Source organism: Flavobacterium pallidum (assembly GCF_003097535.1).
Lineage (GTDB): Bacteria > Bacteroidota > Bacteroidia > Flavobacteriales > Flavobacteriaceae > Flavobacterium > Flavobacterium pallidum.
On the sequence record NZ_CP029187.1, the window covers coordinates 1131880 to 1158750 of the forward strand.

Annotated in this window: 10 protein-coding genes; 2 read left to right on the forward strand and 8 right to left on the reverse strand. The window is 46.4% G+C overall.

What is annotated here, in order from left to right; all coding sequences use genetic code 11:
* The first annotated feature begins 25 nt into the window (after positions 1-25).
* Positions 26-3343, forward strand: a complete 3318-nt coding sequence (gene mfd, locus HYN49_RS04610) for a transcription-repair coupling factor (protein ID WP_394336407.1) — start codon at positions 26-28, stop codon at positions 3341-3343.
* Positions 3344-3583: 240 nt separating this feature from the next.
* Here the strand turns inward: mfd and HYN49_RS04615 are convergent, their stop codons facing one another.
* From HYN49_RS04615 to HYN49_RS04645, 7 genes are all read right to left on the reverse strand, one after another.
* Positions 3584-5617: a M13 family metallopeptidase gene (locus tag HYN49_RS04615; RefSeq protein ID WP_108903028.1), complete on the reverse strand. Its 2034-nt coding sequence runs from the start codon at positions 5615-5617 to the stop codon at positions 3584-3586.
* A 172-nt stretch (positions 5618-5789) separates the two neighbouring features.
* Positions 5790-6092 carry a hypothetical protein gene (locus tag HYN49_RS04620; protein WP_108903029.1) on the reverse strand — a complete coding sequence of 101 codons (303 nt, stop codon included), beginning with the start codon at positions 6090-6092 and terminating at the stop codon, positions 5790-5792.
* A gap of 72 nt (positions 6093-6164) precedes the next feature.
* Positions 6165-6725 carry a peptide-methionine (R)-S-oxide reductase MsrB gene (gene msrB / locus HYN49_RS04625; protein ID WP_108903030.1) on the reverse strand — a complete coding sequence of 187 codons (561 nt, stop codon included), beginning with the start codon at positions 6723-6725 and terminating at the stop codon, positions 6165-6167.
* Between the two features lie 101 nt (positions 6726-6826).
* The gene (locus HYN49_RS04630) at positions 6827-7708 is read right to left on the reverse strand and encodes a helix-turn-helix domain-containing protein (RefSeq protein WP_108904955.1); all 882 of its coding nucleotides are present in this window, start codon (positions 7706-7708) and stop codon (positions 6827-6829) included.
* Between the two features lie 84 nt (positions 7709-7792).
* The gene (locus tag HYN49_RS04635; protein WP_108903031.1) at positions 7793-8347 is read right to left on the reverse strand and encodes a carboxymuconolactone decarboxylase family protein; all 555 of its coding nucleotides are present in this window, start codon (positions 8345-8347) and stop codon (positions 7793-7795) included.
* A 164-nt stretch (positions 8348-8511) separates the two neighbouring features.
* Complete coding sequence (locus HYN49_RS04640; protein WP_108903032.1) at positions 8512-10098, reverse strand: MAC/perforin domain-containing protein; 1587 nt, start codon at positions 10096-10098, stop codon at positions 8512-8514.
* 145 nt (positions 10099-10243) lie between these two features.
* Positions 10244-11410 (reverse strand): glycosyltransferase family 4 protein, encoded by a 1167-nt coding sequence (locus HYN49_RS04645; RefSeq protein ID WP_108903033.1) that lies wholly within the window; start codon positions 11408-11410, stop codon positions 10244-10246.
* A gap of 119 nt (positions 11411-11529) precedes the next feature.
* Between HYN49_RS04645 and HYN49_RS04650 the strand changes: the two genes are divergently transcribed.
* Complete coding sequence (locus HYN49_RS04650) at positions 11530-15909, forward strand: glycosyltransferase (protein ID WP_108903034.1); 4380 nt, start codon at positions 11530-11532, stop codon at positions 15907-15909.
* Positions 15910-15960: 51 nt separating this feature from the next.
* Here the strand turns inward: HYN49_RS04650 and HYN49_RS04655 are convergent, their stop codons facing one another.
* Entirely contained in the window at positions 15961-26871 is a 10911-nt protein-coding gene (locus tag HYN49_RS04655) for a LysM peptidoglycan-binding domain-containing protein (RefSeq protein ID WP_108903035.1), read from the reverse strand.

The window sequence follows — 26871 nt, forward strand, 5'->3', positions numbered from 1 at the left end:
CTTATTCAGCAAATATGACCACGATATCAGGATAAGCCGGATTGCAGAACAGCTCCAGAAAAGAGAGCAGAAACTGCATCTGAAAGGGCTCACGGGTTCCTTATTTTCATTTGTCATCAAAACTTTGTTTGAGAAATCTGAAAATCCTTTCCTGCTGATTCTCGACGATAAGGAACAGGCGGCTTACTTCCTGAACGACCTTGAGCAGATGATCAATACCGAAGATGTATTGTTTTATCCGGGTTCGTACCGGAACCCATACCAGATTGAGGATACGGATAATGCCAATATCTTGTTGCGCGCCGAAGTGTTGAACCGTATCAATTCGAGGAAAAAACCGAGTGTTATCGTAACGTATCCCGAAGCGCTTTTTGAAAAAGTCGTGACCAAGAAAGAGCTGGATAAAAACACGCTGAAGATTGCATTAGGCGATAAGATTTCAATTGATTTCATCAATGAAGTGTTGTTCGAGTATGAATTCAAGCGCGTGGATTTTATTTCAGAGCCGGGCGAATTTTCAGTACGTGGCGGGATTATCGACGTGTTTTCATTTTCGAATGACCATCCGTACCGCATTGAATTTTTCGGCAATGAAGTGGAAAGCATCCGCAGTTTTGATGTAGAAACGCAACTTTCGATCGAAAGGCAAAAGAAAATTGCCATCATCCCGAATGTCGAGAACAAGTTTTTCCAGGAGAACCGCGAAAGTTTCCTTGATTACATCAATCCGAAATCCATTCTTTTCATCAGCGATACCGAAGGTTTGTCGCATAAGCTCGACAAATTATACGAAAAGGCAGGCGAAGCATTTGAAAAACTGAATAAGGAAATCAGTCATGCCAAACCAGAGCAGCTTTTCCTGAACCAGCAGACATTTATAAAAAAGGCGCTCGATTTCACAATTGCCGAAACGGGCTCCAGAGCCATTTTCAAAACCGATATGGTTTTTGAATTCCTGAGTAAGCCGCAGCCATCGTTCAACAAGCAGTTTGATTTGCTGCTGAACAACCTGAGTGACAATCATTTTAACGGAATCAAGAATTACCTGTTCTGTTCCAATGAACAGCAGGCTAAGCGTTTCCATGATATTTTCGAAAGCCTTGACGAAACCAACGCCGAGGATCTAAGAAAACAATATGAAACCATCGTGATGCCGTTGTATCAGGGTTTTATCGATGAGGAAAACCAGATTGCGTGTTATACCGATCATCAGATTTTCGAGCGTTACCATAAATTCAGCATCAAGAACGGTTATTCGAAAAAGCAGACCATTACGCTGAAGGAGCTGAACACCTTATCCGTCGGCGATTATGTCACGCACATCGATCACGGCATCGGTAAATTCGGTGGACTGCAGAAGATCCAGGTGGAAGGCAAGACGCAGGAAACAATTAAACTGGTGTATGCTGATAACGACATTGTTTACGTCAGCATCCATTCTTTACATAAGATTGCCAAATACAACGGCAAGGACGGCGCACCGCCGAAGATTTACAAGCTCGGCTCTAATGCGTGGAAAATCCTGAAGCAGAAAACCAAGGCACGTGTCAAGCACATTGCATTCAACCTGATTCAATTGTATGCGAAACGCCGCTTGGAGAAAGGCTTCCGTTACAATCCGGACAGTTACCTGCAATTGGAACTGGAAAGTTCGTTCATTTATGAAGACACGCCGGACCAGATCAAGTCGACCCAGGATGTAAAAGCCGATATGGAAAGCGACCGCCCGATGGATCGCCTGGTCTGCGGGGATGTCGGTTTTGGAAAGACTGAGGTTGCGATACGTGCTGCATTTAAAGCGGTGGATAACGGCAAACAAGTGGCGGTTTTAGTGCCGACGACGATTTTGGCATACCAGCATTTCCGGACTTTTTCAGAAAGATTGAAAGATATGCCCGTCACGGTCGGTTACCTGAACCGTTTCCGGACGGCAAAACAGAAATCAGAAACACTTAAAGATTTAGCCGATGGGAGGCTTGATATTGTCATCGGGACGCACCAGTTGGTGAATAAAAACGTGAAGTTTAAGGATTTGGGCTTGTTGATTATTGATGAGGAACAGAAGTTTGGTGTAAACGTAAAAGACAAGCTCAAGACGATTTCTGCCAATGTCGATACCCTGACGCTGACAGCAACGCCAATCCCGAGGACACTACAGTTTTCACTGATGGCTGCACGGGATTTGTCCGTCATCACCACGCCGCCGCCAAACCGTTATCCGATCGAAACGAATGTTGTCGGGTTCAATGAAGAACTGATTCGCGATGCAATATCATATGAAATCCAGAGAAATGGCCAGGTATTTTTCATCAACAACCGGATTGAGAACATCCGTGAAGTCGCCGGCATGATCCAAAGACTCGTGCCCAATGCGAGGGTTGGAATCGGGCACGGCCAGATGGAAGGCAAGAAACTCGAAGAACTGATGCTGGCATTTATGAATGGTGAATTTGACGTTTTGGTGGCAACAACGATTATCGAAAGCGGATTGGATGTCCCGAATGCCAATACGATTTTTATCAATAACGCCAATAATTTCGGGCTTTCGGATTTGCACCAGATGCGCGGGCGTGTAGGACGGAGCAATAAAAAAGCTTTTTGTTATTTCATCTGCCCGCCGTATTCGGCAATGACCGATGATGCGAGGAAGCGCATACAAGCGCTGGAGCAGTTCAGCGAACTCGGAAGCGGTTTCAGCATTGCGATGAAGGATCTCGAAATTCGCGGAGCCGGGGATTTACTGGGTGGTGAACAAAGCGGTTTTATCAACGAAATCGGGTTTGAGACGTACCAGAAAATCATGAATGAAGCGATCGAGGAACTCAAGGAAAATGAATTTAAGGACCTGTACGCTGACGAAGATGAGGACCACGAAAAAGAATATGTTAAGGATTTGCAGATCGACACCGATTTTGAACTGCTGTTCCCGGATGATTACATCAATAACATTTCAGAAAGGCTGAATCTGTATAACGAACTCAGCCTGATCAAGGACGAAGAAGCGCTGCTGGCCTACGAGCAGAAACTCACCGACCGTTTCGGGGCGTTGCCCAAACCAGCCAGGGCATTGTTGAACAGCATCCGCCTGAAATGGATTGCCACGAAACTCGGAATTGAAAAACTGGTGATGAAACAAGGCAAGATGATCTGTTATTTTGTTTCAGACCAGCAGTCGGATTATTATGCGTCGCCGCAGTTCCACAAAGTACTGCAGTTTGTACAGAAACAGCCTGCACTTTGCCGGATGAAGGAAAAGCAGACCCCGAATGGTTTGCGTCTGTTGCTGACTTTCGAGCATGTAAAATCGATTGGGAAAGCGTTGCAGCTGTTGGAAATGGTTTGAGGAAGTTGCAGAGTGGCAAAGCAGCAAAGTTTTTTGCGGACCGTCGTTCAGGATATTACAACGCCGCGCGAGGGATGGAAGTGAAAAGCCCGCAGCGAGGCACGAGCGAGGACTTGCAACGGACAGCCCGGCCCGCAGGGCGCGCCATAATAAAATAAAAAAACCAGCCCGAAAGCTGGTTTATATTATAGGAAGCGATTGGCAACTTTGTAACTGTGCTACTTTGCCACTCAGCAACTCTTACCAAATCTTCACCCTTTTCTCCGGAGCCAAATAAAGCGAGTCAGTCGGCTTTACATTAAACGCCTCATAGAATTCCGGGATGTTGCGCACGATACCGTTTACTCGGAAATGCGGTGGCGAGTGTGGGTTTGAAGCCACGAGATTCCTCAAAGCCTCTTCCCTTGATTTTTCAAGCCATGATTGCGCATAACCGATGAAGAAACGCTGCAAGCCGGTAAATCCGTCCATTACAGGCGCTTCTTTGCCGTTCAGGCTTTTCTTGTAAGCTTTCAAAGCGATTGTGATACCGCCAAGATCGCCAATATTCTCTCCTAAGGTAAACGCACCGTTTACGTTCAGGTCCGGGAATACTTTGAACTCATTGTATTGTGATACCAACGCGCCGGTCCTGGCCTTAAATGCCGCCTGGTCTTTCTCGGTCCACCAATTCCTCATCGTTCCGGTACCATCAAAAGTACTTCCCTGATCGTCAAATCCGTGCCCGATTTCGTGCCCGATCACCGCTCCGATACTGCCGTAATTTACTGCATCATCTTTAGTCATATCAAAGAAAGGCGGTTGCAGGATGGCGGCTGGGAATACGATTTCGTTCATGCTCGGGTTGTAGTAGGCGTTGATGGTTTGCGGCGTCATGCCCCATTCCTTACGGTCTACCGGCTTACCCAATTTGTCCAGCTGACGATTGTATTCAAAAGCAGTGGCCCTTTCCATGTTGCCGTAAAGGTCTCCTTTTACGATTTTCAGCGCAGAATAATCACGCCATTGGTCAGGATAGCCGATTTTAGGAGTGAATTTTGAAAGTTTGTCAAGTGCCTCTTTCTTGGTTTCAGGTGTCATCCAGTCGAGGTTGGTGATGCTTTCCTTGTATGCTGCGAGTAGGTTTTTCACCATTTCAGACATTCTTTCTTTCGCTTCCGCAGAAAAATGCTTCTTCACATAAATCTCTCCGATGACTTCGCCAAGGCTTCCGTTAACTACCTGTACGCCACGACGCCACATTGGCTCCTGTGCTTCTGTACCGGAAAGTACTTTTCCGTAAAACTCGAAATTTTGTTGGTCAAATGCGGAAGTCAACGTACCGGCCGCACTGTCAATCACGTTCCATTTCAGGTAGATTTTCCAGGTGTCGAGCGGGGTATTGGCAATGATTTTATCCAGTCCTTTCAGGAAAGCGGGCTGGCAGGCCAGGATGGTTTTTTCGTTTTTGATGCCGGCGTTCTGCAACATCAACGGCATGTTGAAAGTCGGCATGTATTTTTTAAAATCCGTGATTTCGGTTTTATTGTACATCAGCGACATGTCGCGCGTCAGCTCTTTCTTTACATGCTGCGTAGCGATCTGGGTTTCGAGTGCAAGGATGGCGGCGGCATTTTTTTCGCCATTAGCGAGGCCTGCAAGCTGGAACATTTTGGCGATGTGCGCCACATATTTGTCACGGATCGTTTTTGATTTGGCATCCTGCGCAAGGTAATATTCCCTTTCCGGTAGCGAAATGCCGCTTTGCCATGCGTAAAGCGTGTATTTAGTTGGATCTTTGAAATCTTCTGTGACGCCAACAGCAACGGGAGAAGCACCGTTCGTGCGGTTGGCCTGTCCGAAATAAGCGGCAAGGTCATCGTAGGTTTTAATCGCATCCACTTTAGCGAGTTCCGAAAGGATAGGTTTGATTCCTTTGGCGTCACGTGTTTTCATGTCGGTATAGGAATCATAGAGGTCACCTACTTTCTGTTCATTTGAACCATCGGCAAAATTTCCTTTCGCAGATTCTTCGATAATGGCTTTCACGTCTTCCTGTGCTTTGTCGTTCAGGATGTCGAACACGCCATAAGAAGATTTGTCTGCCGGGATTTTATTTGCTTTCACCCAGGCGCCGTTTACGTAAGCGTCGAAATTATCGCCGGGCTTAACGGATTTGTCCATGTTTTTTACGAGGACTCCGGATCCTTTGGCTTCTTCTTTATCGGATTTGCACGAAGCCAGTGCAAGCAATCCCGCAGCCATCAGCAACGGAACTTTTCTTGTGTTTATCATACGGTTGTTTTTATTTATTGTAAAAAAATTAATACGCAAAAGGATTAGTTGGGTTTCCCTTCAAATTGTTACAAATAAATAAAATTTATTGTAAGAAGTATTTTTTTTGAAATAATTGTGATGTAAAACAGGTATTTATACCTGCAAACAAGAGTGCCATTGCTCCGGATGGCTACATCTCCAAATCCTTCCCTTTTTCATAAAAATTGACATAAAAGAATTGATTTGCATCCAATCCCAATTCTATAAAAGTATTGTTCAACAGCAAAATCTTTTCTTCAGACTGGATGTTCGAAAGTTTCAGGAATTCAATAAAATGCTCCAGGTTCTCAAACTTGAAACTGAGTTTAGTATTCAGCGAATACGGTGTAATCTTAAAATCAAACGGTTTCCCGCTGCCCGGATTCTTATCAGGCAATTGATGGAAACCTTCTTTGATCAATGCTTCTAAAACCGGCTTAAAGTCGTCTTTCATGGTTGTGGTGTTTGTAACTTAAAGATAGGCAATTTTTTTAAATGCGGGAAACTGCCAGCGGATCACTGCCCGCTATTTCTTATCCGGAATAAAATCCAACACCACCGAATTCATACAATACCGCTTCCCCGTAGGCTCCGGCCCATCGTCAAAAAGATGCCCCAAATGCCCGCCGCACCTGCCGCATAAGGCCTCGATGCGCTCCATGCCAAGTGAATTATCATTTTTATATACCACACTTTTCTTATTGTCCTGTTCGAAAAAACTCGGCCAGCCGCATTCGCTTGAAAATTTGGCCGTCGAACGGAACAGTTTGTTCCCGCAGGCAGCGCAATAATAAGTGCCTTTTTCGTCGGTGTTCCAGTATTTACCGGTGAACGGCCTTTCGGTATCGGCGTGGCGCGAAACTTCATATACGTCTGCCGGAAGTATTTTTTTCCATTCGGCATCGCTGAGGTTTAGTTTTGTAGTGTCAGTATTGGAATAATATGGGTTTTGTTTCACCTGCTCGCTATCGCTCGGGTCCGGCTTGGAAATCACGTTAGGCGTTTTTACCGGTTCGGTTTTCTTTTGTCCGCAGGCTGTTAAGCATAACAGCGACATCAAAGACAGTAAAATGTTTTTCGTTTTCATAACCCTTATTTACGGCAAATTTACGCCGATGGATGCAAAGCAAATGTCAGTTGGCCGACAAAACATGCCAATTAACAGTATTTTATGATATCATGGATTTCCTATTGCATGATTTCCGCTTTACCAAATCCTACCGTTTCCCGGTACAATTGCGGAGAAACATCGGCATTGGTCTTGAAAAACCGGCTGAAATAATATTCGTCATGGTATCCGAGTTCATAGGCGATTTCCTTGACGGCCTTGTTGGTAAGGTACAATTCGCGCTTGGCCTCAATGATGATGCGTTCAGCAATCAATTCTGAAATGGTCTTGTTGAAATGGATTTTCGTAATTCGTGCCAAAGCCTTTGCGTTCATTTTTAATGCGTCAGCATAATCGGCCGGTGATTTTTTCGTCCTGAAATTACTTTCAATGCTATCCTTCAGGGTTTGCAGGATAAAAGGCTCCTTCAGGTCTGATACCGCTTCGGCAGCTTTGGGCTGTTGCTCCGTCTTCAGCCGTGATGCCGTAATCAGGAATATTTTCAGGTAAGCGACAAGCGATTCGTATTGTGCGAGCGCCGGATTGGCCATCTCGTTCTTCATCTGCAGCAGCAACATGTTAAAAATGGTCTCGGCTTCGGTATTAATAACCGTCATCGGCGGGTCATAGATGTTGTTGAAAAGCACGCCATTGCACGCGACTTCTTTCTGGTGCATGTGGATGCAGTAAAAATCAGGATGGAACTGGATTATGACTCCCGAAAAATTTTCTTTTACGTTAAAAAGGAAAGGCTGGTAAGGCGAAAAGGCAAAAAGCGAATTCGCTTCAAAATCATATTCGGCGAAATCAGCCCGCACCATGCCGCTCCCTTGCTTTATCCAGATCAGTGAATAGTAATTGTGCCGCTGCAGATGGTCGAAAGCGCAGTTGTTTTCAAACGAGAAAATCTTAAAGGCAAGATTCCCGTTCTGGGAATTGATCAAGGTCAGTGGTTGTTCCATCGGAAGTCGTTTTCTGGTTTTGGAATTGTAATAATAGCAAAAATGCCGAAAACAAAGTTCCGGCATTTGTAAAAAGATGGCAGATTAATTTTCTGCGGCAGCGAACGTATGTACGACCGGGAAATCAATCGTCGTATTGGCGGTGTTGTTGAAATAATTGGTCAGGATGTTCAAGGCGACATGCCCTACGATTTCTGAAATTTCCTCATCAGAAACCTGGGCCGATTTTACGGCCGCGACATCAGCATCATTTACAAGCCCGCCTTTATTGACAAGGGTTTTTGCAAAGGTAAGGATGGCGGCTGTTTTTTCATTTGACGAGGCGCCATGACGGGCATTTGTGATGGTCTCACTGTCAAGTTTCACGAGATTGGTCCCGATAAAGGTGTGAGCAGAAAGGCAATAATCGCAGGAATTGCTTTCAGCGATGGCCAGCGCAAGAAGTTCCCCGGTTTTTCCGCCGAGTTTCCCTTTTCCTAAGATACCACTCAGGCTGAGGTAGCCTTCAAGAAGCGCAGGTGCGTTTCCCATGGTGCGCATCATGTTTGGGATAACGCCCAGTTTGGCATTTACGGCGTTGAATAATTCTTTTGTTTTTCCGGTAGTTTCATCAGGATTTAAAGCTGTAATACGTGTCATAATTTTTAATTTTTAAGTGATGTCTTATTGACAGTACAAAGTTGCGGCAACGCATTCTGGTTTAAAATGGACAAAGTATGCAAAGAGATGGACAATTTTCCACTACGCGCAAATAAAAAAACCTCCCGTAATGGAAGGTTTTTTCGTAGCCGGAGATTTAGATTCTAGTTTGCGATGGTGTATTTCCCGGAAAACGAATCCTTAAACAAATATAAGGTCGTCTGGCTCGTAATAGCCGAAAAATTGTCCTGGGAAAATTGCAGCATTTCCACGCCTGTATTCGGGCCGTTGCGCAGGTTGCTTGCCAGCATGTAATTCAGTGGGAAAGTAACCCAGATGTTTATGCCGCCACCTACGCTGCCGGGGCTGCAATGTGCTTCCCAAAACTCGACCTGTTTGCCGGCACCATTCAGTTTCAGGAATTCGTATCCTTCACGTGTGGGGCAAAGGTTGTTGCCCATCCCGAACGAGGTCAGCAGCAGGATATTGTCCTTTGCATAAAATTCGCTCATCTGGAGTTCTGTGATCATTTGCTTGTAGAGCAGTTTCCAGTTTTCATTCCATATCCGCTCACTTGGATTCAGGCAAAAATATTTATCATAAAGGATGTGCGGCGTTTTTCCGTCATTCGAAAGGATCGTTGCCTGATAACCTACAGGGGAAATCGCTCCGGTTTTAGGCTTGATCTGGTCGCCGTTCAGCGTAATGATCGGTGTCCTGGCTGCCGGCGGCGGCCATGCCGAGGTGCGTGACTCGTTCTCAATCGTGATTTTCGGGTGTATTGTAGGGCCATAAAGTTCCCAGGCTGCATTGACGACATCTTTTTTATTGCCGCACAGCATCCAGATACCCTTGAGCCTGAGGTTGGTAAGCGCAGGGTGTTTATTGACAGACTCGAGCCATGCATTGTAAAGTTTTACAGTATCACCTGATGGATTCATAGGATCAATGCCTGCAAGGGCCCCTGCCAAAGCAGAATTTCCACCCGTGGCCACGATGTGATATTCAGAATTGGCGGTGTAATTCTTCCAGGCAAGGGTGCCTTCAACACCAGTTTCAATGCTCCCATTAGTGAACAGGCCTTTATACTGGGCTTTCATCATGGCCGAAATCTGGATATCGGTAAGCTGGCTGGTTTTCTTGACTGAAACATAAAATTCAAGGCTGCCGCCCATTTCCACTTTGTCGGTATAATAAATGCCATAGTCACGGAAGAAATCGACAAAGGCATTCAGGTTTCCTTCGTTTACGGTATCGGGCAGTGCATCGACGCTGGCCTGGAACGTGTTGCGCAGGTAACCTGCCGATTCGCCCATTTCCAGAAGGCCCAATGTAGAATAGAAATTGCTGTACGTGTAAGCATATTCGGCACTCGATTTGTATTGCCTGTCGAAAGCGGCTTTCATTTCCCCGCTGAAGAGCCCGTAACCTGCCTTTGCCGAAGCATTTACGGCAATGCTGTTCTGGAATTCTTCCCGCGTGTTGCAGGTCGAACCCTGAAAATAGGCCATGGGATTCTCGATGGCGGTAACATATTTCGGAATGACGAAATCCTTGCCTAAAAAGGTGAACTTATGCAATCCTGATTTCAACGGATCCATTAGCGGCATAATGAAGGAATCGGGATTTACCCTCCCGAATACGTCGACACCCTGACCTACGGCGTTGGACTGTGATAAATAAACAGGCTCTGAACTCTCGGTTAGGTCGACAGGCGACTTAAAATTGATGTTTTCAATGGTGCTTTCCATAATCTGTAGGATTTATTATTTTTCGTTAAGCAATAGGCTTAACATGGCTAAACTACCAAGGATCAGCAAATTGTGAATAAGCATAAACACCCCATTTTAAAAATGCGTAGAAATCCTAAAAAAAAAGTAAAAATACTTGGCTTGCTTAAGCCTGTTTTCCTGGCTTGCAATATCCGGAAAAGAGGTTTCTCCACTGATCAGCGATAACGTCCCATGAAAGCGCGTTATCACGGCTGCATTGAAAACAGGCATTGCTTTTTTCGCTGAGCAAATCAGAATCCGTAAACAAATCAGAAAAAATCCCTGCAAGCGATTCGACATCTACGACATATGTTTCGTCAACCGGCACTGTTATTGCGATACCATGCCATAATTCCCGGCAGGCAGTATGATCAGGTACGATCTGGCATTTTCCGGTAGCTGCGTGTTCAAATGCGACCAGTCCCCAGCCTTCGCCCTGGCAGGTATTTACCCCTACATCACAGGCGTTGTAGATCAGGTTCAGCGTGGCATCGCTGACTGCCGGTTTTTCCTCAAAATTGCCGGTAAAAAGCACATGCCCATCGATGCCAAGCGCCTTGATCTGCCGTCGGAGGTCAGAACCCAAATCAATCGCGCTCATGTGCAGGTACAGCCAGGCATTTGCAGGATTGGTTTCCAGGAATCTGGCAAAAGCCGCCATGGTAAGGTCGATGCGCTTGCGGTCCATGTTTTTGTTGGCGTTCAGGATAATAAAGGCATCACGGAGTTCCGGCCTGTCAGGAAAAAGCTTTTCCCGTATTTCAGCCCTGGTCGCCGGCAACGGATAAAAAACACCGGTATCGACACCATGGGGAATGATTTCGATATTAAAACCGGATTCGTCAACGGCATTGTACGCCAATTCTTTCCAGAAAGTGTCCAGGCCGGATTGGTTGTAAAAAACCACTTTGTCAATCCCGGCAAAGGTTTTCACGCGGTGGTCATCTTCAAGCATAAAATCGACAGGGCAGTAATGAATTGTGGGAATTCCGTATTTCTTAAGTATTTCCCGATGTGTTTGGTAAAGCCAGTAATCATGGCAGATGAACACCACCTTAGGGCGGTATTTGAGGATCAATCTTTCGAGTTGCTCTTCGCCGAATATGTCACCGCGGACGGTATTTGGTTCGACAATCCAACTGCGTACGAGTTTTTCCCCGCGATAATTGATGCCGAAATGGACTATGCGGAAATCATCACAGATCCTTTTAAAAATGCTGTTAAAGACACGGCTGAAACCGGAATTGTTTTCGGCCCAGCCGATGGCGAGTATGTCGCAATGAGACATCATGAGAATGGAATTACAACGGAAAAGTACGGTAATTGTGTTGATTGAAAATAGGTATTTATACGCAATCTTGTTTTAGGATTAAGGCCTATATTTGAAAGGTAAGTCCCTAAACCCAACCAATGAAAAAACTCAGCGTGTGCCTGATCGTGAAAGATGAAGAAGAAGTTATCGAAAGGTGCCTGTCATCGATTTTGCCCATTGCTGATGAAATCATCGTAGTAGATACCGGCTCGGTCGACAATACCAAAGCGATTTGTGAAAAATTCGGGGTAAAATTATTTGATTTCAAATGGTGTGACGACTTTGCTGCGGCGCGTAATTTTTCATTTGAAAAAGCGACAAAGGATTACATTTTATGGATTGACGCAGATGATGTCATCAAACCGGAAGAAGCCGCGAAACTGCAATCGCTCAAGCAAAACCTAACCGCCGACGTATATTACCTGAAATACGATTATGCACAGGATGCTCACGGGAATTCGAACTGCATCCTCGACCGCGAGCGCATCGTGAAAAGAGAGAATAATTACCGATGGAAATATTCCATCCACGAAGTCATCGACTGCAAACAGGCGTTTGCCAAAATACATACCGACATCATCATTACCCACCAGCGCACCAGCAACGGCATGGAGCACGACCGCCACCGCAACCTGAGCATTCTCGAAAAGGCAATCCGGCTTCCGGAGTATGCCCATGATGCCCGCATGCAGTATTACCTGGGGAAAGAATATCAGGAAAACGGGCAGTTTGAAAAAGCGATCCAGTCTTTTAAAATAGCGCTCGGCATCAACACCGGATGGATTGAGGACCACATTTCGGCACAGATCAAGTTGGCGCAATGCCATCTTGCTTTGAGCACCACAGGAAAAGAAGCTACTTTAAACAAAAGCCTGGCTTCTCATCATGCGAAACAGGCGGTAAAAACAGATTCGCGCTGGGCAGAAGCGTATTTTATTTTGGGCCAGATGGCATTTGAAGAAAAGTCGTATGAGGAGGCGGTTTTCTGGTTTGAAAAATGCGTGCAGCCATTGCCCGATGTGATGAGCCCGGTCAATAATAAATATTACGGACTGTTCCCATATACGCAACTGATGTTTTGCTATGATGCACTGAAAGACTATGCAAAAGCGTCACATTACAATGAGTTGGCGCTGTCGGTAAAACCCGATGATTCAGGCTTGCTGTACAACCGGACGTATTTCAGCAATATGGCCAATAAGTTGCTGGATTCCTTTCCAACAAAAGCGCTGCATTTCTGCAACGGCGTATTTCGCAAAGAAAAATACCTGAATTGCAGCCACACTGCAAATGAGCATGTGGATTTTGTAATCGACCCGGAAAGGCTGCTTTTTAAAGACAATACGGTGTCTGAAATCAATGAGGAATATTATCTGTCGTACCTGCCGATTGCAAAAACGGAAACCATTTTGGCGGAATGGTTCCGGGTGCTGTCACCGGGCGGAACACTCAGAATCCGGGAGCATGATTTGAACGCCTGCGCCGAAAAATTTTCCGGCAGCAAAACCACAGCCGAAAAAAATTGGTATCGCCATATCCTTTACGGTTTCCAGAACGATGACGATTCTTTGCATCCAAACCTTTCGAAGAAGTCAGGTTTTTCAAAACAGGAATGGATTCAAATGATTTCAAGAACGGGTTTTGAAACGGAATTTGTGGATTCGAAAGACATTCACGCCACGCCAAGTATTGAAATGCATTTGACAAAACCAAAAGTGACGTTGCAGAAAATAGGCTGGATTGCAGGAAATCCGCTTCCGGATGTCAACTTCCCAACATACCGCATCCGCGCTTACAACATCAATAAAGCATTAAGGAAGACCGGATTTTCTTCAGATCTGATCCATGATTTGTCTGATTTCGGTGTGGCTGATTACCAGATGCTGGCATTCTTCCGGGCCATTAATGAAACCGATTACAACCTGATGAAACATTATAAGACATTGGGCAAAAAGGTTGTTTTCGATGTTGCGGAAGATTTGTTTGATTACCAAAGTGAGTTCCCGTTTTACCTCCCGATGCTGGAACTTGCCGATACGGTGATTTGCTGTTCGGATAAACTGGCAGAAAAAATTTCGGCATACAATCAGCATGTCGAAGTGGTTGAAGATGCGATTGAAAATGAAAACACCTTCAAAAAAGATTATGAAAATGACGGTTTGCTGAAAGTCGGCTGGGTCGGTATGCCCGACAATCTCCATCATCCCGAAGCCTTGCGGCCCCTCATCGAAGCCTGCGGTTATGAACTTGTCATCATCAGCAAGGGTGAAAAAGCAGATTTAGAATGGTCAGAATCCGGTTGGCAACAGCAATTGCTGCAATGCGATATCGCCATTGCGCCAATCGATGCGGAAAAGCAGCCGTGCAAATCCAATAATAAGGTCAGTGCTTACATGGCTTTGGGATTACCGGTGATTGCATCGCCGTTGCACGCCTACCAGAAAATCATCCGCCACGGCGAAAACGGTTTTATTGCTGAAAATATTCCCGATTGGGAAAATACTATGCGGTTGCTTAAGGATCCGTCATTGCGAAAGAAAACCGGAACGGCGGGAAGGCAAAGTGTCCTCCGCTTCCGTCCAGAAAATATGGCGCTGAAACTCGCACGCATCCTTGTTCCGGAAGCATACAATTCAAAAGCCATCGACATCATCATCCCGACGATCTACAATCCCGGGCACCTGAAAGTGTGTGTGGAAAGCGTGATTGCCTGTACGCAAAGCCCGTTTCATATCACTGTAATCAACAACGGCATTTATAATGAAATGCACGATAAATGCGTGAAGATGATCGCTGCGGACAACCTCAATTTTTCCCAATCGATCAACCTTGGCATTAAGCATACTTCGGCGCCATACATCTGCATCATGAACGATGACGTGATTGTTTCCGATGGCTGGGCCGAACCGATGAAAAAGTCGTTGTCCGATCCAAACGTTGGTTTCTGCAACCCGCTTTCCAATTGTGAATACGGGATTTTGCATCACCACCAAATGGAAGTAAACGGGATTAAACTGCTTCACCACAATAACGCGCTTATCGGTTTAAAGGTTGCTGAAAAGCAAAACCCGGACATCAGCATCCGCCCGGAATCAATCCAGACTTATGTACCGCCTTTTGAAAGGAAAACCGTTTTAGTCGCCTGGGTGGCCTTTTATTGCACGATAACGACCAGGAAAGTCATTGAAAGCATCGGGCTTTTAGACGAGCAGTTCAATAACGGCAGCGAAGATGTCGATTTGTGCCACCGCGCTAAAAAGATGGGACTGCAATCTGTAGTAAATGAGGAAAGTTTTGTGTTTCACTTCGGAGGGACCAGTACCGATAAATACCGCGCTGAGCCGGGCAGGATGGGGGAGACGCAGAAAGTGATTGCTGCAAAGTACGCCGCACCGCTATTGGTAATCTACACCGGATTTTCGTTTGAACCATGGAATGCGGAAACAATTGCAAAAGAAGGCATCGGAGGCTCTGAAACTGCTGCAGCAAAAATGGCAAAGGAGTTTTCGCTGCTGGGTTACCGCGTTGTGGTGTTTTGCCACTGCGTGAATCTGGAAGGCCATTTCGACGGTGTGGAATATCAGGACCTTTCATGCTTCAACCGCTTTATCGATATGCATTATATGGATGTTTTTATCCTGTCAAGGCATATTGATGTGATGCAGCATAAAATCAGGGCGGTAAAGAAATATTTTTGGGTACACGATGTCTGGGCAAAAGGCACCAACTTCGGCGATGGCGATCTGGTCAGGAAATATCAAAAGGAATTCGACGGGATTTTCTGCTTAAGCAACTGGCATAAGAGTTTCTTCCAAAAGACGCATGGCATTGACGACAGCAACATGATCGTCACTCAGAACGGCATCGACATTTCGAATTTCGGCGGCAGCGTAGTCAAAGAGAAAAACCGTTTCATCTATTCCTCAAGCCCTGACCGATCGCTTGATGTGGTGCTTGATTTGTTCCCGAAAATCAGGAAAGTGCTTCCGGATGCGACGCTGCATATTTATTACGGCTTTGAAAATTTTGAAAAGTCGCTTCAGTATTCATCAAACCCTGCACAAAAAACCCTGTATGAAAAGATAAAATCCGGCATGCAGCAGGAAGGTGTTTTTTATCATGGTAAAGTCGGCCAAAAGGATTTGGCGAAAGCTTTCCTGAAAAGCGACATCTGGCTCTATCCGACACAATTTACGGAAACCTATTGCATCACCGCTTTAGAAGCTCAGATGGCAGGCGCGCTTTGCATCTGTACGGCTGTCGGTGCTTTGGAAACCACCGTTGGCGACAGGGGGATCCTCATTTCGGAATCACCTTCTGATCCTGATTACCACACACGCATCGTCGACAAAATTATCGCCATCCAGAACAATCCTGAAAAGAAACAGGAATTAATCCTTAAAGCCAAAGCCTGGGCAAAAGAGCAAAGCTGGGCAAATGTCGCTAAAAAATGGAATAGTTTTTTTAGCCTGCAGTAGGCAGTCTCAGTAAACAGTTTCGTTACTGCCTGCTGAGACTGAGACTGCAAACTATAAATCCGTGATCACATTAATCTTTAAGTAAAGCATATCCAATGTCAATACCGGAAGGTTCGAATCCGTTAAAGACGAATATACCGATACTTTAAAGTCGAACTGCCCGTCTTCTTTATTGGGCTCGAACATTTTGAACCATCCCGTCAGGTTTTCAGCGACTTTGTATACAAACGATTGGTCATCATCGGTGTTGTAATCCGAAGAAATCCGGAAGTCATAAGCCGTTGTGAGCATCACGGGAACATTTACCCTCATCGCGTGGTTTGGATCTGAATTCCTGGCGACAAGCTCATAACTGTATGAAGCGCCAAAAGTAATCCTGCGTAGCTGTCCATCATCAATCTTATCGAACAACTGCTTCATGAAATTGGAAATAAATACATTCATCGGGTTATTTCCATCCGAGAATTCTGCCACATTGATGTCAATCGCAGGATGCAATAACGGATTCGAAGGATTGATGATGCTGATCAGCGGCGTTCTGTAAATGAAATCATCCGAGACTTCCCTGTTACCGCCAAGATCCAGGTTCCTGATAATTGAAATGCCGCCGATCGCATTTTCTTCCTGCATGATATCGAAAGGCTGCGACAGCAAAATCGTCTTTTTGGTAATGCTCAAGCCTTTTTCATACGATAGGAACTGGCCGTCTTCGTCAACATAAATGTAGGATTTGCTTCCGATGGCATTAATCCCTGGATCAGTCGCTTTATAGCCGTCAATATTAATGATCGGGAATGATACGCCTGCATTATCCGATGACACGATGACCATCAGGCATGGCAGTTCGTCGGCAGGAGCACCAGGGCGTTTAAACTCCTCCTGCCTGATCCTGAAGTCATAAGTATTGCTGCCGCCCAGACCGCGTGCATACATCATCGAATCATTGCCCCACGTTTTCCAGGCTTTCGCCACACGGCAAATCAGCCATGCCAATGATTGCAATGCCGTCAATGCATTATGCTGGTCGCCTTTCCTGAGCAGGAATTGGTTCAGGTCGGCCTGGATTGCCGGATAGGCACTGGAAAACTGCATTAATGCGGTAAACAAATCCGGGTCGCTTCCTTCTTTTGCAAAAAACATCTGGTTCTTCACGGTATTGGTGACCACCCTGGAGTCAATCGTGTCCTGTCCTGCACCGCGGTAATCATAGGTATAGGAATAGGTCCATTCTTTGGCCCGGGCCAGGTCTTCAGTATCTTTCAATGGTGTCCTTACGGGTGATTTCAGCAATTGGTCTTTTTCTGAAATGGCTTCCTGCGACAAAACAGATGGTGGCGTTGGATAAGCCCTTAAAGGCACCGGCACGGACAGGTTTCCTAAAGAAGTCGACAGGTCGGTTACTTTAAACGGCAATACAAAACTCAGCCAGTCCGAAGCGGTATATTTATCAATGCCTGGCACCTCTGAAATATTGACTTCCATCGCACTGATGATGTAATCCAAAGACAAATCCATATAAGGGTTGACATCCGGATTGGTCGCACTGAACATGAATGTCAGGTTCTGGTTGCCCGAATCCTGTTGCATACATGAATTTTCCAAAGTTGTCGGTATGGCAATTTTCGAAGTGCTTAAAGCGTAAGGGACATTGCTGCTGCCGCCTTCGTTCGAATCGACGGGTTTTCCGTAGAGGTTCGCGGGTTTTCCGGTATTGCCCTGTACGCAGGCATCAAATTGTACTACAGTGTTGATTGAATACGCATTGGAAAGCTGTACCAGTAATTCCTGTTCCAGTGATTTTTTGGCTTCCGCCAAAGACGTATTGCTTACTTCATCCTTGAACACCGGACCTAAATGCGATGCTATGGCAGCTGCAAGATCCCTTTTCGCATTGATGATGGTGTTGTATGGCGAATCTGTAGAACACGGATCAATTCCCGGTGCCACGGCATCCACTTCAGCCAGCCAGGCATTTACGACATATTTGGCCGAAAGGAAAAGATCTACGGCCGCCAGGAATGCAGCTCCCTGCAATTCGATGTCGATGCTGTTGAAAGCCTTCGGTGCTGTCGGGGAACTGCCGATGAATTGTCCCGTCGTATACCTGTAAATCGGTAGCGATGGATTCGAAAGCAGGTTTACCGACAATGGTTTTACGGCATAATAATTTGGCGTTCCCGGATTGGTAAAGCCCATCCAGATGCCGTTTTCGGATTTGCTGAAACGTGCAATCCAGATTTCATCGTCGGATTTGCTGTTCGCCGGTGGTCCTGTCAACACTTTAAGTTGTGGGAAGGCTTTTTGGAAATCGGTTGCAAATTCTGCCAATGACAGTGGTTTTTTTACTTCCAGGAGCAAATCGGATTTTTGTTTTTCCTCGAGATCGGGCTTAATGATGCTCGTGACGGTGCTGCAATTGAGTTCATCCTTAAATTCATCCGACACCAGATCCAATTCGCGCGTTATCGTAAGCGAAACCGTAAACAAGAAAACATTCGCCGGATTTAAATCGGCAATCGCCCAGCTGATTTGAATATCTGCAGGCGCGGGAATATCGGTTCCGCCATCCGCAACCTGGCGAAGGAAACTGTAAATTGACCCGACATAATTCAGCAGCGTTGTTTTAGGATCTTCTGTGAACGTAGCTTTCAGTATCGGTGCATCCATCGTCGTGGCCACGGCGATTTTAGCATCATCCTGTACCAATTGGAAGTAAATCGATTGGTATAATCCCATGTCCGTTTTGGCATTCTTCATCCTCGCATCAGCATCAGCAATACCTGTATAACGGTCTGCAAGAAATCTGAAATTAATGTTCAGGGACGGTGTGCCGCCGTCTGAAGATACCGTATATCCCGGCAGCATATTGCGCCATTGCGCGAGTCCGATAATGGCATCAGTATAGCCTAAAGGAATGGATAAATCAGGCCATGTTGCGCTCGGATCCGCATCTGCGTTAAGCGTATTTCCGAAAATATCGTTCCATGAAAATGAAATCGTCACTTCCTGCTGTACCAGCCCGTAAATCGCAAGATATGGGTTGTCTGCCGGGTTCGGAAGGCTTTCGTCGATGACGACCGCAACCGTTTTCACAAAAGGATATACCGGGAAAATGGATTTATATTTCCAATCGTCTGCATTCAGCGCTGGCGGCCCGAAAGGCCTGTCGATACCGTGTAGTTTCGGCATTTCATCATCCGAAGGGCCCGCGGGGATCGCCGGGTTACTGCCCTTGAAAATGCCCTGGTTGGCAATCTTATATTCAAGCAGGTTGTAGAGCTCGAGCAATTGCTTTTGATTCGGGTCCGTAACCAGTGACGGATCCTGCCTGTCCATCGTAAACCCTGTGCTTCCTGCAGGAGCAATCGATATTTTCTCCTCGATACTGTTATCGAAGGTCAGCGGCGAAACGATCAATCCGGGAACATGCCGGTTGGCATGGAGTATTGCTTCCTTAGTTGTTTTGAAAAGCCTTGCCAGCGATTTAAGCGCATAAGGTTTGTGGTATGTGAATTGCGTTGCGGGCAGTGTAATAACCGTTCCATGAGCTGGTTTCCAGGAGGAATTCTGTAGGTTCATGTTCATCAGCTCTTTAACACTGATGCCGTGGTGTTTGGCAATAGATCCTAATGAATCTTCTTTTTTGAGCCTGTAACCATGGGCTGGAATCCGCAGGTTTTGCAGATGTGTCAGTTGAAGTCCCGGATTCTTTTTGGCTATCCTGTTGATATTGATATGGAACTTTTCCGTCAGCGAATGTAAAGTTTCATCAGCCGACATCGTATAACCTTTAGTGTGCTCAAAGCTTGCCTGCGCAAAAAGGACTTCATGTGCCGTATCGATGGTTTGATTTAATACCGCAGTATTTACAAATCCCGGAATGCCATTTGGCACATTCAGCGAAACCAATATTGTTACCGATGCCACAGGATTGTCATTGAACAGGAAGTCAGGCAGTGTTTTTCCATCAGAAGCGGCGTAGTAAAGGAAGAATCCTCCAGTGCCCGTAATGCTGCATTCCCATAATAATTTCAGGAATTCGATTTCGGTTTGACCTACTAATCCTTTATGGGCAAGTTTGTTTTGCGCCTTGAAAAGCAACGATGGCGGATGCGATACTGTAGAAAGATTTGCCTGTGCAATAAACAGCGACACTTCGTCTGCAGCATCCGAAACCAATCCGGTCGGCGGTTCCGTTTGTCCTGTCTTTGCCGGTTCCGGTGCATAGAGCACCGAAATACCATTAATAACATCGCCGCCAATCAACGCATGATACGTCAGCAGATTTTCTAATAAAGAACTGTCTGCCTGCCCAACCCCGATGAGTTGGTACATGGTTTTATCTGCGCCGGGAACGCGGCTCAATCGTACGTCAAGTTTCATACCCCACACCGGATCAGGAATTGGAACCGGCGGTGGCGTGGAATTTTCAGTTTCCTGCACCTGCACAAACAATGACAGTGACGGCAGCGGCTGTTTGCCCGATTGCAGCAGCTGGATGAGTTCTGCAGATAATGGCCATATTGAAGGACTTACCGCATCACTTTGTCCAGCATCTGGTTTGTCCCAGGCGATTTGCGTGGCCAGAGTAAAGTTTTTCGGGCGCAGCCTCGCCAGCGGCAATGCCGAAGGGCCTGTGAGTGACGGTGCAAATGAAGCCGTACTTAAGTCGGTTATAAATTTAACCACCTCGATAGTTACAGGGAAATTTATATTGACGCCGTTGTCCAGTGTCAGCCATTCCAAAGGATTTTCGTCGGTAATTCTTAAAGCGATGACGCTGTTTTCGCTCATTCCTGTTGCATCGAACTGCTGTAAGGAGAGGTTGTAGAATGCCGTCGGAAGCCCTTTGAAAACAGAATCGGCCGGTGACAACGGGCGCAAACCCTGCAGCATTACTCTTGCAGACAGCCCGGAGATATTATCAAAAACTTTTTGTTCCACCATCAGGTCAAGCAATTGCCCGGCGTTGATTTTGTCTACGAATGGAAATAATATGCGTTTTCCGGGAACGAACAGTCCTTTTACATTGTGGTTTTCCAAAGCAAATTCCTTCACATCCAGGCCATATTGGCTGGCGACATTGCGTAAGCTGTCACGTTTTTGTGCCTTGTGTAAAAATACCGGAAGCTCAAGCGCTTTTCCTTGTATGAGCTTATTTGCCGAAAAAGACTGCAGTAAATTCCTGTCGTTGAATCCGTATTGTCTTGCAATTTTTTCATGCGTATCGCCTTTCCGGACGATATGTTTCGCCCCGTTCACCCGAAGTTTTGTTCCCGGATTGATTTCGCGAAGGCGGTTTGCAAATGCCAGTTCCCCAATACTGATGCCCGATTCCGGATAGATGCCTACCAGTCCGGCGAGATCCATTTTAGCGGAAACTTCATGCGGCAGTGCGTTCATCTTGTCGATGGCATCCTGGACAGCCGCTTTGGCAATCATCCTGAAATAATCCAGGAAAATGTAGTGCGCCAGCGATTGCGTCGTTGGGTCTTCATTCCCGGAAAGCATTTGGGTGTTGCTGCGTCCCGCAAGCTGGCGGAAATAGTTCTTGATTTGCGTCAGTTCATCCACGGTGAACTGGATGGAAGCGTTATTGCCGAAGTCTGTAATCCCTTTAGGCGTTACCAATGATAACAACGGGAACATCGGGAAAATGCCTGTCTGTACAGTATCACCGCCAGTCGTAGCTTCAGGAGGCAATGCCACTGAGAATTTAAAGTAATTCGACAGGAATCCAATCAGCTGCTCATATGTAAATGGTTCTGCCGCACCGTCAAAAGTATCCTGTGACAGGTAGCAGTAAATATCCTGCAGGTCGGTGAGCAAAATTGTAGTATCAAGCACGTCTTTTTCAGTCGGATGACTCACGTCTTTATTATAAAACGCATTCAGTACCCAGGTCAGGATGCCGCGAGACAACACGGTAAATGGAGGAATGTCGTTTTCTGCGGAAGCGCTGCTGCGGATATACAACATCGCCACACCACGCGGGTTTTTCGTTGAATTATGGGTTTGGAGATTCGCATCCGATGTGACTGTGAATTGCGTGGCAAAATACAATTCGATCGGTTTTGGAGGTGCTCCTTCATTGGTGTATACCGGCTGCCAGTTCATTTTTACCGGTACTTCAGGGCATGGCCTGTCTTCAGTAAGCGAGAGCAATTGCGGCCTGCGGCTGTATAACTGTCGGCTGCAGTTCCAAGGGGAATCCGGATTGTATTCGCCAAGCGTAAACGATTCGCTGATCGTGGCGTTGAACGACATACCGATACTGATGGAAAATAAGCCAAGGTTGATGCTCACGCTTAAGGATACGGAAACGTTAGCGCTGAAATTCACGAGCATTGCCTGATACGCTTCAATGACGGCACGCACGGAAAGCGTCACCGTAATTTCCAGTGACGCGCTGATGATGGCAAAATTGATTTCGCCATAAATCCTTCCGACAATCGAAATCTGTCCCTGTACATAATAATACAGCGTACGGTCATTGCTGTCCTTCAAAGCCACGGCATTCCCGGATGTCAACAGCTGTTGTGAAGCGGCAGGATAGGCGTTGAAGAACGCAAGCGTACCTTCGATGATGCCTTGGATCGCAAGGCTGAGTTCGGCTTTGAGTATGCCTTTATTGATGGATTTTCCGATGCCCATACGCAAACCGATCCCAAAAACAATGACTGGATTGAAATCGCCGCATTTTGGGTTATAATCTGACGGAAGCTGCGGCGCCGTCTGTGTGCTGAGCATCCCGAAATAGAATCCGCCCGCGCCTGTAAACGGCAGGAACTGGATTCCGAACGAACCATCGAAATTGCCATTAGCAGGAAAGCCGAAATCGAGCTTGAAGTCGCCATTGGTATAAATCCATACACCGACGTTCGGCAGCGTAATGGACAACGCGCCGAATTCCATTTGGCGTATATAAGCAGGCAATGCCAGTAAAATCTGGTATACGCCGATGTTGTCGTTTACTTTTTTGTACAGGATCTCAAATTCAAGCCCTTCGAATTTCCCGCCCGTAACATTAATTCCGAGGCCATACAGAACCGGATCGTAAAAAACGGCATCGATGTTGACCATTTCCAAAATCACGAAACGCGTCCCGACGAGCCAGTTTGCCGACGGGTCGAACACCAGCACGCCTTCTTTCTGCGGAGGCGTTTTAAAAGCCTTCATCATATTGCCGACGGCTTCTTTTACTGTCGATGGCGAATCCATGTTGATGCCCACACGTTGCCCGATCCCGAGGAATTGCAGTTCGAATTCCTTGTTGCCTTTTCCGGGGACTTTTGGCGCATCGTCCGGTTTGAGCATGTCCCATGGTGGCGCCATCGCCTGTCCGAGGAAGCTTCCTTCTAATGCGACTTCTATCTTCTTGGAAGCGACATTTGAAGGGCCGGTGGTGCTGAAGGAATACGTCAGCCCGATATTGGTGATATCGACAAAACCGAGATTGACATTTACCGGATAAGTAAATCCAACGGTTTTTCCTGTAAAATCGACTTTGAATTTAAATCCGTCGAGCGAAATGCTGTTCATTACATCCCAGGGAGCAGTGAGTGAAATTCCCGAGCCCGGCGCTGCCGCATTGACAAGGAAAGTAGCAATATCCCCCACCGATTTGTTCTGCGGCGACACTTCCAAAACATATGGAGGTGTGCCCACGGTAAGCGTACTTTTAATATCGAAAATGATGAATGTAATTTTGTTCTGCTTGCCGGTTTCATTAGTGAAATCATAACGGAATTTCATTTTCACGCCTGCAAAACTGGCATCGGCGGTAATGTAACCCGTCCTTGTACCATCTTCTGATTCAATGTACAATGTCGTATCGCTGAGGTTGATTTGTATGTCGGGGCCGAAAATATTGCCCCAGTCCACACTGACCTGGAATGAGTAATCTTTTGTTTTCGAGTTAAAGCTCGCGCTGAGTGAATTAACAGTGATTAGCGCGCCGTCCGGAAGTATCGCGAATCCAAGGAAATTCTCAAGCAGGCTTCGTACATCGATTTGTCCGCCGTCGGCCAATTCCCCTTTAAAGAGCCAGCCGGCATCAGCCTCAGGATGTTCCGCGCTGACGTTGAGCACGGCAGAATCTACACCTTCTTTAGCGGCCTGCAGTTCAATCACTCCGGAAATGCCTCCGGTAGTGTTCGCGTTGAGGTATTCGAAATTTGCGGAAACCTCCTTAAGTACCACGCCATACGTCCCTATCGAAAACAGGCTCCAGTTCGCTTCAAGCGTTCCGCTGATGTTGTAGGTGCTGCGCGTAGGGTCGGCGAGGAATGAAAATTGGGTAAACCTTGAATCAAAACCGTCGGTGCCAATGCCTTTCACAAACACACGTAGTAAATCCCTGAGGTACAATTCGCTGCCGGATTCAAGTCCGCCAGAAATCTGTAATCCGGGCATGGATGCGGTTACGGAAACCAATCCGTTTTCCGTGCCTTCTTCGCCAATCTGGAAATTTCCGGTGATCGAATAGTTTACTTCGCGTTTGGCTGCCGAAGCGGGAAGCGCAATAGTAGCCTCAAGCCCGATTTTGTTCAGCGCCAGCATCGGTAAAATCCGCCACGGCGTGCTGCTGCTGATGGAGAGGCTGATGTATTCGAGTGTTTTTGTGTCTGAATTGTAACACACATCGACAGTATCCACACCAAGGTCGAGGAAAGTCTTCATCGGCGGCGGAAGGCTTGAAATGATGTCGTCGCCTTTGCAAAGCCTCACGAGTGTGCTTAATCCCGGGCGCGATTCCAGCAATGCATGGAATACCCAGGTGTTTGCCTGTACGGGATAATCCATTGAAAATACGATGTCGGGCAATACGGAAATCCGCCCGCCCACTGTGCCTGTGCCGGGCATATCGGCGTTGTAGGTTTTCGATGCTACTTTCACTTCGGAAATACCAAACCAACTGACACCGGGAAGCGTCATCGGTTCATTAATCATGTCCCCATTGAATTCGAGGTGTAAATCGTCGAATTCAGACGTAAATACCAATGTTACCGGAAGTTCTTTTTCAAGGCCGTAAGAATCCGAAGTCCCTGTGATCTTTATTTCAGTGATCTCATCATCTTCGTCTTTTTCGGTAGTGACGACAGGATTGTCTATGACGAAAGTCTTGTCTTTGACAATTTCGGAAAAATAGTTGAAAATATTGCCTTTGGCGATGACATCCGGAATGAGTTTCAGCGGATCTTCCTCTTTGACTTTTTCGTACAAATCCTTCAATGTCATGCCTTCCTCTTTTTTAGCGAGGGCAGGCATGAGCCCCATCATCAGCTTGTCATTTTCCGGTTTGTGGAAAAAATCGCCAAGCCCCTTAAAATATTCAAAAACCCCTTCATCGAGATCCGGTGTGCAGGCTTCATACAGAAAATTACCGATTACTTCGTCGGGTGCGGGAATTTTGCTTTGCAGCAGTGCATTCCATTGGCTGAAATTGATGGACATTCCCAACGCATCGGCATGACACTTATTGGCAATCGGTGAGGCCGGGGCATCGAGCGGAATGGTGGGGTATAGTTGGTTGACATCAATCGCGGCTTCAGCCATATCATCATCGCCGGAAGTGTCGAGGTCGCTTGACACCAGGTGCAGGAATGCCTTCCCGGAATTCAGGAACATTCCTGCATTGATTTCACCCTCAAAAACGGGCGGCAAATCTGCGGCAGCGGTACCCATATAATTGGCGACGTAAAGCGGGACACTCCCAAGATTTACGATTACGATTCCGTCCGGTCCCACTTCATTGACCTTTGTTTCTAAAGTACCTTCAGGATCGTTGGTGCTGACTACACTGTAATTGCTCTTGTAGAAAGGCCTGAGCGAGGCAATGCGCGCGTTGAGCCGCGGCAGTGAAGCAAATCCTTTGCTGATCAGTTTTTCGAAATTTTCAAAATCCTTGTTTGGTTTTCCACTTGTGCTGTAGCCCGGACCGTCAAATACTACTACAACGGAACAGGTGTTTTTGAGGTGGTTGTCTTTCCTGACCCTTTTCATTTTGAATAGGCCGCTGGTCAGGTTGAAAAGCAGTTCCCTGTTGGTGCATACGATCCTTCCGGTGCGATAGCTGAGCGGCATGACTTCAATCGGGTCGGCGGTGCTTTTCCTTAAGGCGAGGATTTCTTCGAGCAATGCATATTTTTCGGGTGAGGCTTCTTCGAATATTTTCCATTCTTCCTCGACCCTTTCCGGGGTCGGCATATAATAGGCACGGCGTGTGAAACTTTCTCCATAATAACCTGTAATCGGTTTGCCTTCTTCGTCTTTCTCGATTTCGGTGCCGTTGTAATTGTATTTTGGTCCGAGCAGTGTGCCGTCTTTATCGTCTTCTTTGGTTTTTTCAGAAGTGAAGATCGTGTTCAACGCGCTGTTTTTCGTAAACTGGTAAGGCGCGAGCGCAATCAACTGGTCGACTTTCAGCGCTTCCGTAAGATTTGAAGTGTCATTGAATCCGCCAGAAATCCCGAACAGGCAATTGTCATCCGGCAGCGGCGGATCGAAAGGCGCTTCCTGTGAAGGATCATAGGAAACAAATTTCAGCGTAATCTTTTCGGTAAGGTCAAAAGTTTTGGCCTCAATCACGTCATCCACAGTGATTCTCGGGATTAAAACCTTCATCGCCCTGGCAAATCGCTTCTGCGCAGATGGGTCAGGATCCGCATCTTCCCCGGGATAAATGTCATAAATGATGCGAATGGTACGCGCCTCGTCAGGGAAATAGGAAATCAGCCTGTTCATGATCCAGATGGAAGTCGCCCTTTGCCCGATATCATTCGAATATCCGAAGAATAGGCGGATTTCGGCATTTTCTTCTTTAGCAAGGAACTCCTTCAGTTCTTTTTCAAAAGAAGCGAAGACATCCTCATTGGCCTTTTCCTGCTTTGTGATCAGCCGCAGGCAAAGGTCGAATAATGACGTGGTATCTATAGTGGTTGTGGTATTTTCGTTGTTCAT

Coding starts and splice junctions, on each gene's coding strand:
- HYN49_RS04615 (WP_108903028.1), bottom strand. CDS start 5,617: ATGATAAACACAAGAAAAGTTCCGTTGCTGATGGCTGCGGGATTGCTT.
- HYN49_RS04620 (WP_108903029.1), bottom strand. CDS start 6,092: ATGAAAGACGACTTTAAGCCGGTTTTAGAAGCATTGATCAAAGAAGGT.
- msrB (WP_108903030.1), bottom strand. CDS start 6,725: ATGAAAACGAAAAACATTTTACTGTCTTTGATGTCGCTGTTATGCTTA.
- HYN49_RS04630 (WP_108904955.1), bottom strand. CDS start 7,708: ATGGAACAACCACTGACCTTGATCAATTCCCAGAACGGGAATCTTGCC.
- HYN49_RS04635 (WP_108903031.1), bottom strand. CDS start 8,347: ATGACACGTATTACAGCTTTAAATCCTGATGAAACTACCGGAAAAACA.
- HYN49_RS04640 (WP_108903032.1), bottom strand. CDS start 10,098: ATGGAAAGCACCATTGAAAACATCAATTTTAAGTCGCCTGTCGACCTA.
- HYN49_RS04645 (WP_108903033.1), bottom strand. CDS start 11,410: ATGATGTCTCATTGCGACATACTCGCCATCGGCTGGGCCGAAAACAAT.
- HYN49_RS04650 (WP_108903034.1), top strand. CDS start 11,530: ATGAAAAAACTCAGCGTGTGCCTGATCGTGAAAGATGAAGAAGAAGTT.
- HYN49_RS04655 (WP_108903035.1), bottom strand. CDS start 26,871: ATGAACAACGAAAATACCACAACCACTATAGATACCACGTCATTATTC.